The 14,142-nt window shown below is 62.2% G+C and carries 15 protein-coding genes; 11 read left to right on the top strand and 4 right to left on the bottom strand.

What is annotated here, in order from left to right; all coding sequences use genetic code 11:
• The first annotated feature begins 80 nt into the window (after window positions 1-80).
• Window positions 81-1,598, top strand: a complete 1,518-nt coding sequence (locus NKI41_RS05015; protein ID WP_352539566.1) for a DegQ family serine endoprotease — start codon at window positions 81-83, stop codon at window positions 1,596-1,598.
• Window positions 1,599-1,645: 47 nt separating this feature from the next.
• Here NKI41_RS05015 and NKI41_RS05010 read toward each other — a convergent pair whose 3' ends face one another.
• Together NKI41_RS05010 and serB are read right to left on the bottom strand one after the other, a co-directional pair.
• Window positions 1,646-2,218: a GNAT family N-acetyltransferase gene (locus tag NKI41_RS05010; RefSeq protein WP_352681741.1), complete on the bottom strand. Its 573-nt coding sequence runs from the start codon at window positions 2,216-2,218 to the stop codon at window positions 1,646-1,648.
• A complete protein-coding gene (serB, locus tag NKI41_RS05005) occupies window positions 2,215-3,102 on the bottom strand; it encodes a phosphoserine phosphatase SerB (RefSeq protein WP_352681740.1) in 888 nt (295 codons plus the stop codon). The genes NKI41_RS05010 and serB overlap by 4 nt, the downstream gene beginning before the upstream one ends.
• Between serB and miaA the strand changes: the two genes are divergently transcribed.
• From miaA to NKI41_RS04990, 3 genes are all read left to right on the top strand, one after another.
• Entirely contained in the window at window positions 3,092-4,060 is a 969-nt protein-coding gene (gene miaA, locus NKI41_RS05000) for a tRNA (adenosine(37)-N6)-dimethylallyltransferase MiaA (protein WP_352681875.1), read from the top strand. The two genes, serB and miaA, sit on opposite strands and share 11 nt — an antisense overlap.
• A gap of 104 nt (window positions 4,061-4,164) precedes the next feature.
• A complete protein-coding gene (locus NKI41_RS04995; RefSeq protein WP_352501016.1) occupies window positions 4,165-4,959 on the top strand; it encodes a GGDEF domain-containing protein in 795 nt (264 codons plus the stop codon).
• 131 nt (window positions 4,960-5,090) lie between these two features.
• Window positions 5,091-5,477 (top strand): ester cyclase, encoded by a 387-nt coding sequence (locus tag NKI41_RS04990; protein ID WP_352681739.1) that lies wholly within the window; start codon window positions 5,091-5,093, stop codon window positions 5,475-5,477.
• Window positions 5,478-5,513: 36 nt separating this feature from the next.
• On the opposite strand, the gene NKI41_RS04985 is transcribed toward NKI41_RS04990, so the two are convergent.
• Entirely contained in the window at window positions 5,514-7,340 is a 1,827-nt protein-coding gene (locus NKI41_RS04985; RefSeq protein WP_352681737.1) for an ATP-binding protein, read from the bottom strand.
• A 151-nt stretch (window positions 7,341-7,491) separates the two neighbouring features.
• Between NKI41_RS04985 and NKI41_RS04980 the strand changes: the two genes are divergently transcribed.
• The 7 genes from NKI41_RS04980 to NKI41_RS04950 all read left to right on the top strand — a co-directional run bounded on the left by NKI41_RS04980 (window position 7,492) and on the right by NKI41_RS04950 (window position 13,733).
• Window positions 7,492-8,058 carry a helix-turn-helix domain-containing protein gene (locus NKI41_RS04980; protein WP_352681735.1) on the top strand — a complete coding sequence of 189 codons (567 nt, stop codon included), beginning with the start codon at window positions 7,492-7,494 and terminating at the stop codon, window positions 8,056-8,058.
• A gap of 1 nt (window position 8,059) precedes the next feature.
• Window positions 8,060-8,371 (top strand): hypothetical protein, encoded by a 312-nt coding sequence (locus NKI41_RS04975; protein ID WP_352471626.1) that lies wholly within the window; start codon window positions 8,060-8,062, stop codon window positions 8,369-8,371.
• 22 nt (window positions 8,372-8,393) lie between these two features.
• Window positions 8,394-8,921 carry a GNAT family N-acetyltransferase gene (locus NKI41_RS04970; RefSeq protein ID WP_352471627.1) on the top strand — a complete coding sequence of 176 codons (528 nt, stop codon included), beginning with the start codon at window positions 8,394-8,396 and terminating at the stop codon, window positions 8,919-8,921.
• A 219-nt stretch (window positions 8,922-9,140) separates the two neighbouring features.
• A complete protein-coding gene (locus NKI41_RS04965) occupies window positions 9,141-10,301 on the top strand; it encodes a PcfJ domain-containing protein (RefSeq protein ID WP_352681734.1) in 1,161 nt (386 codons plus the stop codon).
• Between the two features lie 352 nt (window positions 10,302-10,653).
• Complete coding sequence (locus tag NKI41_RS04960; protein ID WP_352471629.1) at window positions 10,654-12,405, top strand: acetolactate synthase 3 large subunit; 1,752 nt, start codon at window positions 10,654-10,656, stop codon at window positions 12,403-12,405.
• A gap of 66 nt (window positions 12,406-12,471) precedes the next feature.
• On the top strand, window positions 12,472-13,044 hold the full coding sequence (gene ilvN, locus NKI41_RS04955; protein ID WP_023676680.1) for an acetolactate synthase small subunit: 573 nt from the start codon (window positions 12,472-12,474) through the stop codon (window positions 13,042-13,044).
• A gap of 2 nt (window positions 13,045-13,046) precedes the next feature.
• Window positions 13,047-13,733 carry an SEL1-like repeat protein gene (locus NKI41_RS04950; RefSeq protein WP_352681733.1) on the top strand — a complete coding sequence of 229 codons (687 nt, stop codon included), beginning with the start codon at window positions 13,047-13,049 and terminating at the stop codon, window positions 13,731-13,733.
• Here the strand turns inward: NKI41_RS04950 and NKI41_RS04945 are convergent.
• Complete coding sequence (locus NKI41_RS04945; protein WP_352681732.1) at window positions 13,730-14,134, bottom strand: metalloregulator ArsR/SmtB family transcription factor; 405 nt, start codon at window positions 14,132-14,134, stop codon at window positions 13,730-13,732. The genes NKI41_RS04950 and NKI41_RS04945 overlap by 4 nt on opposite strands.
• Window positions 14,135-14,142 lie beyond the last annotated feature (8 nt).

The following is a 14,142-nucleotide window of genomic DNA, read 5'->3' as shown; positions in this document are numbered from 1 at the left end:
CGTGCCTTATTTCTTGCCAACATGACGCGACGCGGCGTTTTTGCCGAAGCGCTTTTTTCAGAACACCCGGAGGCCTTTCGATGACATCCACCACCCTTCTGCGTGCAGCGAGGCGGACGTTCATCGCCGGGGCCGCTGCGCTTCTGGTCGGCGCCATTGCCGTTCCGTCGTTCGTGGCGCCGACGATGGCAGCCGACGGGCCGCCCTCGGTTGCCGATCTCGCCGCCGGCCTGCTTGGCGCCGTGGTCAACATCTCGACGTCGCAGACTGTTAAAGGCACTGAGGGGCCGGGCGCAGTGCCGATGCCGCAGCTGCCGGAGGGCTCGCCCTTCCAGGACTTCTTCGACGATTTCTTCAAGAACCGTGGCGGCGACAAGGGCGGCGGCGGGCAAAAGGTGCAGTCGCTGGGCTCCGGCTTCGTGGTCGACGCCGAGCAGGGCATCGTGGTGACCAACAACCACGTCATTGCCGATGCCGACGACATCGAGGTGAATTTCTCCGATGGGGTGACGCTCAAGGCGACGCTGGTCGGCACCGACACCAAGACCGATGTCGCGGTGCTGAAGGTCGATCCGAAAGGGCACAAGCTGACGGCGGTGAAGTTCGGCGATTCCAACACGATGCGTGTCGGCGACTGGGTGATGGCGATCGGCAATCCGTTCGGTCTCGGCGGCACGGTGACGGTCGGCATCGTCTCGGCACGCAATCGCGACATCAATTCCGGCCCGTATGACGACTTCATCCAGACCGATGCCGCGATCAACCGCGGCAATTCCGGCGGACCGCTGTTCAACAGCAGCGGCGAGGTCATCGGCATCAACACGGCAATCATCTCGCCATCGGGCGGCTCGATCGGCATCGGCTTCTCGATCCCGTCGCAGCTTGCCTCGGGCGTCGTCGACCAGCTTCGCCAGTTCGGCGAGACGCGGCGCGGCTGGCTCGGCGTGCGCATCCAGCCGGTGACCGACGACATTGCCGAAAGCCTAGGCATGGCGACCGCCAAGGGCGCGCTGGTCGCCGGCGTCATCAAGGGCGGGCCGGTCGACAACGGCACAATCCAGGCCGGCGACGTCATCATCAAATTCGACGGCAAGGACATCCATGAAATGCGCGACCTGCCGCGCGTCGTGGCGGAGAGCCCGGTCGGCAAGGCGGTCGACGTGATCATCGTGCGCAAAGGGGTCGAGCAGACCGTCAAGGTGACGCTCGGCCGGCTCGAGGACGGCGAAAAGCTTGCCAGCGGCGGTGAAAACGGCAACGCCGACCAGGACGATGCCGACAAGGCGCCTGCGGTTTCGACGGCTGCCGTGCTCGGCATGACGATCGGCGAGCTCAATGAGGAGACGCGCACGAAATTCGGCATCGCCGCCGACGTCTCCGGCGTCGTCGTGACCGACGTCTCCAAGGATTCGGCGGCTGCCGAACGCGGCATCCAGCCGGGCGAGGTGATCACCGAGATCGCGCAGGAATCGGTCGCAACGCCCAAGGACGTCATGGACCGGATCGGCGCGCTGAAGGAGCAGGGGCGCAAGAACGCGCTGTTGATGCTGGCGTCGAAGACCGGCGAGCTGAGGTTTGTGACAATCCGGATGGATTGAGTCCGGAAGAGCCTGCAATGCTCTGATCTTGAAACGAAAAAGGGCGGCTAGCGGGCCGCTCTTTTTCTTGCCTGCCAGTCTGTGCGTGACAGCCTGTAGAAGACATGTCGCCTGAGTGCGGTGTGGCTGTCCGGAACACCGGGATGGTCGAAATCGGAGGCGGGGTCGGCGATCATGCCCAGGCGCTCCATAACGGCAGTGGACCGGCTGTTATCCTTGACTGCGAAGGACACGATTTCGTCGGGGCCAAGTCTTTCAAAGCCATAGGTGAGCCAGGCTTCGGCTGCTTCGGTGACATAGCCGCGGCCCCAGAATTCGGGTGCCAGCCGCCAGCCGATCTCGATCGTGCCGGGCGGCAGGAATGGCAAATGATCAGTTCGGGTTATGCCGACGAAGCCGATGCATTCGCCTGTGGCTGCGATCTCAGCGGCCGCGAAGCCGAAGCCGTCGCGATCGATAGCCGCGCGCAACTCCTCCATCTTGGTGTCCGACTGGGCACGGTCGCGGCGAAACGGAAAGAATTCCATGACCAACTCGTCGGAATTGATGCGATGGAAGAGCTCGCGGTCACGATCTTCCCAGTTGCGCAGGATCAGGCGCTCGGTGCGGATCGGCGTCATTCGACAAATTCCTCCCGGCGATAACCCTGCAGATAAAGCAAGGCGGTGAGGTCGCCGTGGTCGATGCGGATCTTTGCCTCGGCTGCGACGGCCGGCTTGGCATGCAAGGCGACGCCGATGCCGGCAAGACGGATCATGTCGAGATCGTTGGCGCCGTCGCCGACGGCAATGGCATCGGCAGGCGTGAGGCCGAGGCGGGCGGAAATCTCGATAAGGGCTTCGGCCTTGGCGGCGCGGCCGAGGATCGGTTCGGCGACCAGGCCGGTGAAGCGGCGATCCTGCTCGATCAGGCGGTTGGCGCGATTTTCGTGAAAGCCGAGCAATGCTGCGATGCGGGTGGTGAAGATGTCGAAACCACCGGAGATCAGCGCCGTCCAGGCGCCATTGGCCGCCATTGTCTGGACGAGCGTGCGGCCGCCGGAGGCTAGCGTCAGGCGATTGTCGATGATGCGGTCGATGATTGCGGCATCGAGACCCTTGAGCAGCGCCACGCGCTCGCGCAAGGCCGGCTCGAATGCGATCTCGCCGTTCATCGATCGCGCCGTGATGGCGGCGACGCGATCCTTGACGCCGATCTCGTCGGCAAGCTCGTCGATGCATTCCTGGTCGATCATCGTCGAATCCATGTCGGCGATCAGGATCTTCTTGCGCCTGTTCTCGGCCGGCTGGACGGCCACGTCGATCGGTTCGGAAGCAAGCGCGGCCTGCAGGCGCGCCGTTATTTCGGAAGCGTCGGCGGTCTCCGGCAAGTCGAGTTCGCAGGCGATGCCTTCGGCCAGCCAGCGAACAGCGCTTGCGCCGACCGACCGCGAGGCCATATTCGCTAGCGTCGGCGTCAATGCGCGGCCGGCGGGATGGGATAGAAGCGTGGCGATCAGCGGCATCGAAAATTCCAGCGGACAGGCGGGCGAAGGCCGCGTGAAGAACGCGATCCTGATAGCCGGGCCGACCGCCAGCGGCAAGTCGGCGCTCGCACTCGACCTCGCCGAGCGCAATGGCGGTGTCATCGTCAACACCGATTCCATGCAAGGCTATTCGGTGCTCGACGTGCTGACGGCGCGGCCTGGTCCTGCCGAACTCGCCCGCGTTCCCCACTTTCTTTATGGACACGTCGATCCGTCCACCGCCTATTCAACCGGCGCCTGGTTGCGTGATGTCATAAAGCTGATCGACGACGGCACGCTTTCGGAGCGGCCAGTGATTTTCGTCGGCGGAACCGGGCTTTATTTCCGGGCGCTCACGGAAGGTATCTCGGAGATGCCCGACATTCCGAAGTCGATCCGCGACCGCTGGCGCTACGAGCTCCAGGAACAGGGCGCAGTGAGATTGCACCGCATCCTGTTGCGCGAGGATTCTGCGGCCGGCATGATGCTGAAGCCGACGGATGGCCAGCGCATCGTGCGGGCGCTGGAGGTGCTCGACGCGTCGGGCCGTTCCATCCTGGACTGGCAGGCCGCGCGTGGCCGGCCGTTGATCGACGGCAGCAGCGCGCGTTTTTTCGTCATCGAGCCGGAGCGAGCGGCGCTGGTGGAGCGGATCGATGCCCGCTTCGACCGCATGCTGGATGAGGGGGCACTGGACGAGGTGAAACAACTTTCAGCGCTCGGCCTCGATCCCGACCTGCCGGCGATGAAAGCAATCGGTGTTCGCGAGCTTCAGGCCGCGCTGGCCGGCGCCTTCAGTTTTCCCGAGGCCATCGAGCGCGCGAAAATCGCGACGCGGCAATATGCCAAACGGCAGGCGACCTGGTTCAGGCACCAATTGGGCCCGGAATGGCAGAGATTGCGTCCTGATGGGGGGATCGACTCGATGCTCTCACTCCCTCCTTCGAGCGCAACCTGAAAAGTCGACACCGAGGGGACATTTCGCGTTGAAGTTGTCCAGGTTAACTGTCCGTAAGTTCCCGCATGCCATAAGATCGCTACGAACTTTCCAACGGGGAGCAGATGCGTTTCCACAAGGCGGAATCAGCCTTTTTCGTCTTTATTTTTGTGATCCTGGCCGCCGGCCTGGTGACGCTTTACGCCTATGGGCTCCTGCAAACCCTGGCCGCCGACATTAGCAATACGCCTTCAAAACTCGATGAAATCGTCTATCTCAACAAGCTGCTGTTTGCGACGGGCGTGCTGTTGGCGACTGCGCTGTTCTTCGGCATTTTCTTCATCTACCCGCTGATCCGAAAGCAGGCGACGGAAGAAGGCAAGCTGCGCGCCATGACCGTTTCGCTCAGCGCGCGTTCGGAGACGCTGGAGCATGCGGCGCTCACCGACAGCCTCACCGGCATGCAGAACCGGCGTTATTTCGACGATGCGCTGAAGGAATATCTCGAAGAGTTCCGCCGCATCGAGAAACCAGTAGGGCTGATGATCCTCGACCTCGACCATTTCAAGCAGGTCAACGACAGCCACGGCCACGATGTCGGCGACGAGGTGTTGCGGGCGGTCGCCAACTGTCTCAAGGACATGACACGCTATCACGACGTGGTGGCGCGCCTGGGCGGCGAGGAGTTCGCGGTGGTCACGCCCAATATGGACGCCGAGCTGCTATCCAAATTCGCCGAGCGCATCCGCAAGGCGATCGCCAACATGTCGGTGCTGACGGGCAATGTCCGACTGAAAATCACCACCAGCGTCGGGCTTGCCGTCTGGGATCGCAAGGAAACCGCCGAGGAGTTCTATCGCCGCGCCGATCGCCAGCTCTATGAGGCGAAGAGGCAAGGGCGCAACCGCGTCTGTGCCTGAATTCCGTCATTGAATTCGTGATTCCGGCCGTCTGGTATCGTTTTCTTCGTTTCCGGTGCACGCAGACCGACATCACCCCGTCAAGCTGAGATGCTGCCTTTGCGGGGCTTGCCGGAAATAGAGGTGTTGCCGTGACTAAATCCGATCTCTCCGGTCTTTACCGAGGCTATATTGCATGCCTGAACAAGCAGCATTGGCCAAATCTGGGGAGGTTTGTTCATGATGAAGTGACCCACAACGGTCGCAAGCTCGGATTGTCCGGCTATCTCGAGATGTTGGTGAGAGACTTCGACGAAATTCCGGACCTTTATTTCAACATTCAGCTATTGGTTGCCGATCCGCCTTATGTAGCGAGCCGGCTAAGCTTCGACTGCGCGCCAAGGGGAACGTTCCTTGGGCTCGATGTAAGCGGGAAGAGAATTTCGTTTGCCGAGAACGTATTTTATGAGCTTCAGAGAGGGAAAATTCGCCAGGTGTGGTCAGTTATAGACAAGACAGCCATCGAAACTCAGCTTTGATATCTGCGAGCGCTGCCTAAAAGTCGCTCGGCTCAATCATTCTGGGGGACGCAGGCCGAAGGTCGCCGGCTTGAGGCCGTAGCGCAAGTCGAAATCGTCGTTTCGCTGGGTGCGTGCGGCCGACGGCTTGCGATAGTCCGAATCGCCGGCCTGCCGGCCCGGATCGACGACTTCCGCGAAAGGCATTGCCTGTTGTGATTTCGGCACATTGCGCAGCCGTTCGACGATCGCCACGAGGTCGACCTCGTCGCCGGTTTCGGACGGCAAGGCATTCTCGCGTTTGGCGGTGCCGGGGATCAAATCCTCGGAGAGCTTTTCGAACTTCATCCGCATCGTCGTCGCCACGCCTTCCCCGAAGGCGATAGCCTCGCGCTGGCCCATGGAAGACAGGAACGCGAGCGTCGAAGCCGAGGAATCGGCGATCGCCGAGCGGATGATCGCCTGGTCCTGCTCGTTGGCGAGCCGCATGGCAAAGAACGTCGAGCACTGCGACAGGATGGTCGGGTCGAGTTCGCCCGGGCGCTGGGTGACGACGCCGAGATAACAGCCATATTTGCGGCCTTCCTTGGCGATGCGCGACAGCGCGTGCCGCGTCGGCGCGAAACCGAGGCGCGGATCGGCCGGCATATAGCGATGCGCTTCCTCGCACAGGAAGAGCAGCCGCAGGCGGCCTTCGCTCCACAACGCCAGGTCGAAGGCCAGCCGCGCCAGGACCGAGCAAACGGAATTGACCACCTCGGACGGCATGCCGGCCATTTCGAAGCAGGTCACCGGGCGGCCGTGATGCGGCACGCGGAAGATGTTGCCGATCGTCTCGTGGATGGTGTCCTCGATCAGGCGCGAGTTGAACATGAAACGGTAGCGCGGATCGGATGCCGCCGATTCGATACGTGTCTTCAGTGACCTGAGGGTCGGGCGATCGTTCTTGCTTTCCAGCAGCCCCATGCGCTCGTCGACCAGCTTGATGAGGTCGGCAATGCGATAGGGCACCGGCGCGTCTGCGGTCAGCGCATCGGTGCTGCGCCGCAGATAGTTGCCGGAGTTCGGATTGCGGTAGAGGTTCTTGGCCGCGGGGATGAGATCGCGCAAGGCGTCGACCTCTTCCGGGACCGTCTCGCGGCCGCGAAACAGCACCTCGGCAAATTCCTCTAGCTTGAACATCCAGAAGGGCAGGTCGAGCGTCGTCGAATCGACCCTGACGCAATATTCGGGCAACGACGCGGCGAACTCGTTGTGTGGATCGAGGATGAGCACGCGCAGGTCGGGCCGGGCGGCGATCGACTTGCGCAAGAGCAGCGACACGGCGGTCGATTTGCCGACCCCGGTGGTGCCGACAATGGCGAAATGCCGCGCCAGCGTATCGTCGATGGCGATATTGGCGTCGATCGCCTCGTCCTGCGACAGCGTGCCGATGGTGATCGAATGACGACCTGCGAGATCGTAGACGGCCTGCAGGTCGCGGCTGCGGATACGATGGGCAATGGCGCCGATATGCGGGTAGGTTGTGATGCCACGGTCGAAGATCGGCTTCGCGCCGGGTTCGGCCCCGTCGCGCACCTCGCCGATCAATTCGATGCTGACCTCGATCGGATTCTGGCCCTCGCTGCTCCACGCACGATCCGACTTGCCGATTTCATAGACCAGGCCGACGGTTCGTGATGTACCGAGATTGATCGAGATCATCTTGCCGACGCTCCACAGGCCGGTGACCGTGCCTTCGATATCGTCGGCATAGGCGCTGATGGTGGCGCGCGCGCCGTCGCATTGTACGACATTGCCCAGAATGCGCTTGTCGTTCTGCTCCGCCCTGCGGCGCTCCAGCAAAGTCGGTTCCCCAATGGAGGCTTCGCGTTCAACGAGCATGGATACGCCGGTCCCCTTTTCCCAAGCGATGAGCCTAGGCGAACGGGGTTAAGGTGGGATGAGGCCGGATGGTTTAGCGGACATTAAGGAGTTTGCGAAAACTGGATGAAACGGCCGTTGCTCTGTAGAAGAATTTCGATATATTGGATTAATGGATGATATAGCGAACGACATCTCCTCGACCATCGGCAGAAGAATACATACCGAAAGAGTGGCTCGAGGCTGGTCCTTGGCAGAACTGGCGGAGCGGTCCGATGTTTCGAAAGCCATGCTGAGCACGGTAGAACGCGGCATGACCAGCCCGACGGCGGCACTCCTTGTGCGTATTGCGGCCGCCTTCGGCATGACGCTGTCCACATTGATCGCAAGGGCGGAATTGCAGGGCGGTGGCCTGCTTCGCGAACGTGACCAGCCGCTCTGGCGCGATCCGGCTACGGGATATGTGCGGCGGCATCTTTCGCCGGTTTCGGACATGCCCCTCGAACTGATCCGGATCCAGTTGCCGGCCGGCGCCAAGGTAAGTTTCCCGGCGGCGTCTTATGCCTTCATCAGGCAACAGATATGGCTGATCTCCGGGCGGCTGGAATTCACAGAGGGGGACATCGTTCACCGGCTCGAACCGGGCGACTGCCTGGCGCTCGGCGCGCCATCCGATTGCGTCTTTCACGCTCCGGGGCCGGACGCCGCCGACTATCTGGTTGTGTTGGCCAGGAGCTGAGGTGAAGGCGCGCCGTCCAAAACGCTGCGACAATGGCGGTCCGCCGCTCGACGACTATGACGGTCCGCCCTGGGGCAAGGGCGACCCCTATGTGTTTCTTGCCTGGCAGACCGCCCATGCCCAGGCATGGAAAGTGCCGAGCCGCGAGATCATGCTGATGCGGCTGCACAAGGCCGAGCGGCTGGGCCTGACCTATGAGGAATACACGCTCGAACTGCTGGAACGCGGGCGACATCTGCAAGAGGAAGACGCCGATCGCATCGCGGAAATCCGGCGGGCCAGGAAGCGGAAGCGGACCAGTCGTTTCGACTGACGGACGGCGACAGGGGAACGACATGAGTTCGATCGAAATCAGGCCACTCAGCAATGCTGACGGAACGCAAAAAATGCTGACGGAACTGCTGATCGGGACAGTCGCTGCCGGCGGCTCGGTCAGCTTCATGCATCCGTTGGTGCCGGAGATGGCCGCGGCCTTCTGGAACAAGTCGCTTCAGGCGGCCGCCAGAGGCGAAAGGGCGGTGCTTGGGGCCTGGAACGGCGAGGCTCTGGTCGGCACCATCACCTTGCTGCTCGACTGCCCTCCCAACCAGCCGCACCGGGCCGAGATCGCCAAGCTGATGATCCGCCTCGATTACCGCGGCAAGGGCATCGCAACCCGCCTGATGGAGGCGGCGGAAGCCGTTGCTGTGGAGAAAGGCCGCACGCTGTTGGTCCTCGACACGGCAAAAGAGGAGGGGGCTTCCGGGCTCTATGAAAAGCTCGGCTTCACGCTGGCCGGCGAAATACCGGATTATGCGCTGAAGCCGCATGGCGGGCTCACAGGCACCCTCATCTACTGGAAACGCGTCGGCCGGACACGCTGATGGCGACAACGATGCACCTTTGCAACACCCGTCAGACCATCGCGGGCGTGGAAAGAATAGCTCTTGCGTCAAATTGGCGGCGAGCTTAGAGAAGCCGCCCATTCTGATCCGTCGTCCTGAAAGGAGACCTGTCAATGACCCGGCGATCCAGATCGACACATTCCGTGCCGACGCTGGAATTGCGTGCGGCTGACAGGGTTCCAATCAGGAAGAACGGCCATGGCAAAGTCCATGATCCAGCGCAGGCAGGATGCCGAGCGCGAACGCATTGAAGCATATGCCGTAACGCTGCGGCGGGTTTTTCCTGTCCCGCGTCCCGCTCCGGATTTCGAGCGGGCGCTCGACGAGGCACGTCGGGGCTTTGCCGGCATGGCGATCCGCGACGGCGCGCTGTGGCGTCCAAAGCTGAAGACGCGCGACCCCGCGCGGCTGCGGCTGGCCGCGGCGCGCCATCTCTATGCGCGCTACCCGGTTACAGCCGCGCTCGAGGGGATCTGGCTGGACAGCTCGGGGTTGAATGCCGGCGAGATTGCGCTTCGCAAGGCTTGGTATACCGCAGTGGCGCGTGGTGACTCGCTTTACAAGGCGGGCGCCTGTGCGTGGCTGTCTCGCAAGGAGGTGCATTGCTTCTTGAACTTGCCCGGCGATTTCACGTTCGACGAGGCATTTTGGGTGGTGATCGCCCGGTCCTACACGGATGATTCCGGGTTGGCGGCCCGACTTGCCAAGTCGAAAATCGCGCGCACGCCACGTAACGATCTGGCCTTCTGGCGCGAGGTGACACGGTTCTTCTGCGGGCAACCCGCGTCGAAGGAGGAGATCGACGATCTTTGCGACTATATCGGCGCCGTGCACCAGCGCGATGCGGCGTACAGCCTGAAGGGTCGCACGCTCGCCTCGCTGCGTCGGCAGATGCTGGAATGGCATCGAGACATTGCCGCGATCGAACGCATCGAGGCAATGCGCCGCCGCGCTGCCGGGCGGACCACGCGTACTGCCGGGACGCAGTCGCAGGGTCGCGCCTGGGACGGCTCGTGCCTGGACGACTGGGACTGGCAGCCGTCGACCAAGGAGGCAAAGGCGCATGGCGAGCGTTTCTTCGTCCGTCAGTTGAAGACAGCTGAGGATCTGGTCGCCGAGAGCCGGGCGATGCATCATTGCGTCTCGATATACGCGGCCAAATGCATCGCCGGCAATGCCTCGATCTGGGTGCTGCGGCGCTCGGCGCTGGGCAAGATCGAGCGGTTGCTGACGATCGAACTCGACCCGCAAAACCGTGCGGTGCAGGTGCGCGGTTTCGGCAACCGTCTCGCCTCGCTCGAGGAGCGCAAGATCATCGAGCGCTGGGCCAAGGCGAGGTGTGTGGTGCTCTGCGCTTGAAACGGAAGACCCGCGCGGCGGAAAGGCGGCGCGGGTGCATAATGGGCGGATGTGCCGACGTCAGGCCAAGTGCACATTCGCCGTTGACAGCGGCGTCAAACCAATTCTATTGTCCGCCACCATGAAAAAGGCACTCATTCTCGTAGGAAAGCGCGTGGGCAAGGCGGTGTAACCGCCGGGCGGTGACCTCCCATGCGCAAGACACAGGCTCCCTCGGGGGCCTTTTTTATTGCCCGAAACACGACTAAACGACGAGCAATCGCCAGATGGCGAACAGTACGGGACCAGAACGATGAGCAGTGGACAGAATGAGCGGCGCGAAATGCCAAGAACTGAAATGCCAAGGAGCGAAATGACGGGTGCCGAAATGGTGGTGCAGGCGCTGAAGGACAATGGCGTCAAGCATGTTTTCGGCTATCCGGGCGGCGCGGTTCTGCCAATCTACGATGAAATCTTCCAGCAGGACGAGGTCGAGCACATCCTCGTCCGCCACGAGCAGGGCGCGGGCCACGCGGCGGAAGGCTATGCGCGCTCGACTGGCAAGGCCGGCGTCATGCTGGTGACCTCAGGGCCGGGCGCCACCAATGCGGTGACGCCATTGCAGGACGCGCTGATGGACTCGATCCCGCTGGTCTGCCTGACCGGCCAGGTGCCGACTTCGCTGATCGGCTCGGATGCGTTCCAGGAGTGCGACACGGTCGGCATCACGCGGCCCTGCACCAAGCACAACTGGCTGGTGAAGGACGTCAACGAGCTCGCGGCAACGATCCACGAGGCCTTCCATGTGGCAACGACAGGGCGCCCCGGTCCGGTCGTCGTCGACATCCCGAAGGACGTGCAGTTCGCCAGGGGTATCTATGTCCCGCCGCAGACGGCGCCGCGCACCAGCTACCAACCGAAGGTCCAGGGCGATCTGGAAAAGATCAAGGCGGCGGTCGAGCTGATGGGGGCTGCCCGAAAGCCGATCATCTATTCGGGCGGCGGCGTCATCAATTCCGGCCCGGAGGCGAGCCATCTGCTGCGCGAGCTGGTCGACCTCACCGGCTTTCCCATCACCTCGACGCTGATGGGCCTCGGCGCCTATCCGGCGTCGGGCAAGAACTGGATGGGCATGCTCGGCATGCACGGCACGTATGAAGCGAACATGGCGATGCACGATTGCGACGTCATGCTCTGCATCGGCGCGCGCTTCGACGACCGCATCACCGGGCGGCTGACGGCGTTTTCGCCGAATTCGAAGAAGATCCACATCGACATCGACCCGTCGTCGATCAACAAGAACGTCCACACCGACGTGCCGATCATCGGCGATGTCGGGCGTGTGCTGGAGGATCTGGTGCGGCTGTGGCGGGCAACCGCCAAGGCCGACAAGAAAGCGCTTCACCCGTGGTGGGAGCAGATTGCCAAATGGCGCGCGCGCGATTCGCTCGCCTACAAGATGAACCACGAGGTGATCATGCCGCAATACGCCGTCCAGCGGCTCTATGCGCTGACCAAGGACCTCGACACCTACATCACCACCGAGGTCGGCCAGCATCAGATGTGGGCGGCGCAGCACTATCATTTCGAGAAGCCGAACCGCTGGATGACCTCTGGCGGACTGGGCACGATGGGCTACGGCCTGCCGGCGGCACTCGGCGTGCAGATCGCGCACCCGGATGCGCTGGTCATCGATATCGCCGGCGACGCCTCGGTGCAGATGACGATGCAGGAAATGAGCGCGGCGGTGCAGCACGAGGCGCCGATCAAGATCTTCATCCTCAACAACCAATATATGGGCATGGTGCGGCAGTGGCAGCAGCTGCTGCACGGCAACCGGCTGTCGCACTCCTATACCGAGGCGATGCCGGATTTCGTCAAGCTCGCCGAAGCCTATGGCGGCCACGGCATTCGCTGCGACAAGCCGGACGAGCTCGACGACGCCATCAAGGAGATGATAGCGGTCAAGAAGCCCGTCCTGTTCGACTGCCGCGTGGCGACGCTCGCCAACTGCTTCCCGATGATCCCGTCCGGCAAGGCGCATAACGAGATGCTGTTGCCGGACGAGGCGACGGACGAAGCTGTGGCCAACGCGATCGACGCCAAGGGCAGGGAACTGGTGTAGTCTGGTTGGAGGAAGCTGTGCGGAAACAGCAGATTAGCGCAAAAGTTTGAAATCGAGATTTATGTCATGAACGCACAGTTGCAACCGACCGGCTCCGCCTATTTCATCGCCAAGGAGACGGAAAAACCAGAGAACCACACGCTTTCGGTCCTGGTCGACAACGAGCCGGGCGTGCTTGCGCGGGTCATCGGCCTGTTTTCCGGACGTGGCTACAACATCGAGAGCCTGACGGTCTCGGAAACCGAGCACGAAAAGCACCTGTCGCGCATCACCATCGTGACGCGCGGCACGCCGCACGTGCTGGAGCAGATCAAGCACCAGCTCGAGCGCATCGTGCCGGTGCACCGCGTCGTCGATCTCACCGTGCGGTCGCAGGAATTCGGACAAGAGCGGCCACTGGAGCGGGAACTCGCGCTGGTCAAGGTCGCCGGCACCGGCGAAGCCCGCGTCGAGGCGCTCCGGCTCGCCGATGCATTCCGCGCCAGCGTCATCGATGCCAACACCGAGCATTTCATCTTCGAGATCACCGGCAAGGGCTCCAAGCTCGATCAGTTCATCGCCATCATGAAACCGCTCGGGCTAGTTGAAATCTGCCGTACCGGAGTGGCGGCGATGAACCGCGGCCCACAAGGGATGTGATCATGATGCTCGCGGCGGCAATTCTAGCAGGCGCCGGCGCAATCGTTCTTGCGGTCACGACGGCGGCGGCCAGCCAGGAGCCGGTATTCGACAAGTCAGTGCTGCCGAAATTGTTTGAAGAAATCGACCGCAGGGGCACACCGAGCTATTATTTCCAACAATGCCCGGCCGATATTTGGCGCAGGGCGTCGGGCGTCGATGACGCGCTCTTTTCCACGCCGGGAATAGATTACCAAGGTTGTGAGAAAGACGTCTTGGCCTGTGCCAGGCGGTGTTTCGACGGACGCAGGGGCGAAGCCTGTTTCGAGACGGCCAGGGTCATCCAGGAGCACTCGCCAGAAGACAAGCAATGGACCGGGGAGATGTTCGCCCAGGCCTGCGCTACTGGCAGTATCGGCGGCTGCACAAATCGCGGCGCGGGAATTCTCTTGGGTCGGCTTGGGCTAAACAAACTGCTTGCCGCCGGTAGTGCAAACGAATCTTGCCCTTATCGCACATTCAAGCTGAGCTGCAATGAGGGCGATGCCTGGGGTTGCACCATGTATGGCAGCGCCCTTCAGCATGGTGAAGGCGTCTCTGCGGACGAAGCCGAGGCGATGGCCGCTTACAAAAAGTCTTGCGAGATCGCTGTGGAATTTGACGCCTGCCGATACGCCAAGGCGCTCATGAAAACGATGCAAAGCCGCTAGGGCTTTTCAGATTTGCGCAAGTGCGATCTTTGCGTTGCCTCGCCTCGACCAAGTTCTTTGCTTTCTCTCTTGATAGGGCGCGATACCGGGCAGACATCCTGAACAAATCCATTCAGCGTGTTCACAAGATTGTTCTGGACCAGAGAATAGTGGATGAACTGTCCGTGCCGCTCCTTGGCGATGAGCCCGGCCGTCTCCAGAATGCTCAAATGCTGCGAGATCGACGGCTTCGACATCTCGAAGCGCGCCGCGATCTCGCCCGCCGTTAGGGAAGAGTGCGCAAGATAGGCGAGGATCTTGCGCCGGGGCGCTGAAGATAGCGCTTCAAACACGCGCTGTATCGCGCCATTTGCGTGAGCAGCCGTTTCGGCATCCGCTGCGTGCTCTGCATCTTCGATCACTGTCTGCC

The organism is Mesorhizobium sp. M0601, from assembly GCF_040320845.1.
Taxonomy (GTDB): domain Bacteria; phylum Pseudomonadota; class Alphaproteobacteria; order Rhizobiales; family Rhizobiaceae; genus Mesorhizobium.
This window is presented reverse-complemented; position numbering and strand designations above follow the sequence as displayed.

What these genes read in the sequence shown, in the direction of transcription:
- NKI41_RS05015 (WP_352539566.1), top strand. Translation starts at nt 81, where the DNA reads ATGACATCCACCACCCTTCTGCGTGCAGCGAGGCGGACGTTCATCGCC.
- NKI41_RS05010 (WP_352681741.1), bottom strand. Translation starts at nt 2,218, where the DNA reads ATGACGCCGATCCGCACCGAGCGCCTGATCCTGCGCAACTGGGAAGAT.
- serB (WP_352681740.1), bottom strand. Translation starts at nt 3,102, where the DNA reads ATGCCGCTGATCGCCACGCTTCTATCCCATCCCGCCGGCCGCGCATTG.
- NKI41_RS04995 (WP_352501016.1), top strand. Translation starts at nt 4,165, where the DNA reads ATGCGTTTCCACAAGGCGGAATCAGCCTTTTTCGTCTTTATTTTTGTG.
- NKI41_RS04985 (WP_352681737.1), bottom strand. Translation starts at nt 7,340, where the DNA reads ATGCTCGTTGAACGCGAAGCCTCCATTGGGGAACCGACTTTGCTGGAG.
- NKI41_RS04980 (WP_352681735.1), top strand. Translation starts at nt 7,492, where the DNA reads ATGGATGATATAGCGAACGACATCTCCTCGACCATCGGCAGAAGAATA.
- NKI41_RS04970 (WP_352471627.1), top strand. Translation starts at nt 8,394, where the DNA reads ATGAGTTCGATCGAAATCAGGCCACTCAGCAATGCTGACGGAACGCAA.
- NKI41_RS04965 (WP_352681734.1), top strand. Translation starts at nt 9,141, where the DNA reads ATGGCAAAGTCCATGATCCAGCGCAGGCAGGATGCCGAGCGCGAACGC.
- NKI41_RS04960 (WP_352471629.1), top strand. Translation starts at nt 10,654, where the DNA reads ATGACGGGTGCCGAAATGGTGGTGCAGGCGCTGAAGGACAATGGCGTC.
- ilvN (WP_023676680.1), top strand. Translation starts at nt 12,472, where the DNA reads ATGAACGCACAGTTGCAACCGACCGGCTCCGCCTATTTCATCGCCAAG.
- NKI41_RS04950 (WP_352681733.1), top strand. Translation starts at nt 13,047, where the DNA reads ATGATGCTCGCGGCGGCAATTCTAGCAGGCGCCGGCGCAATCGTTCTT.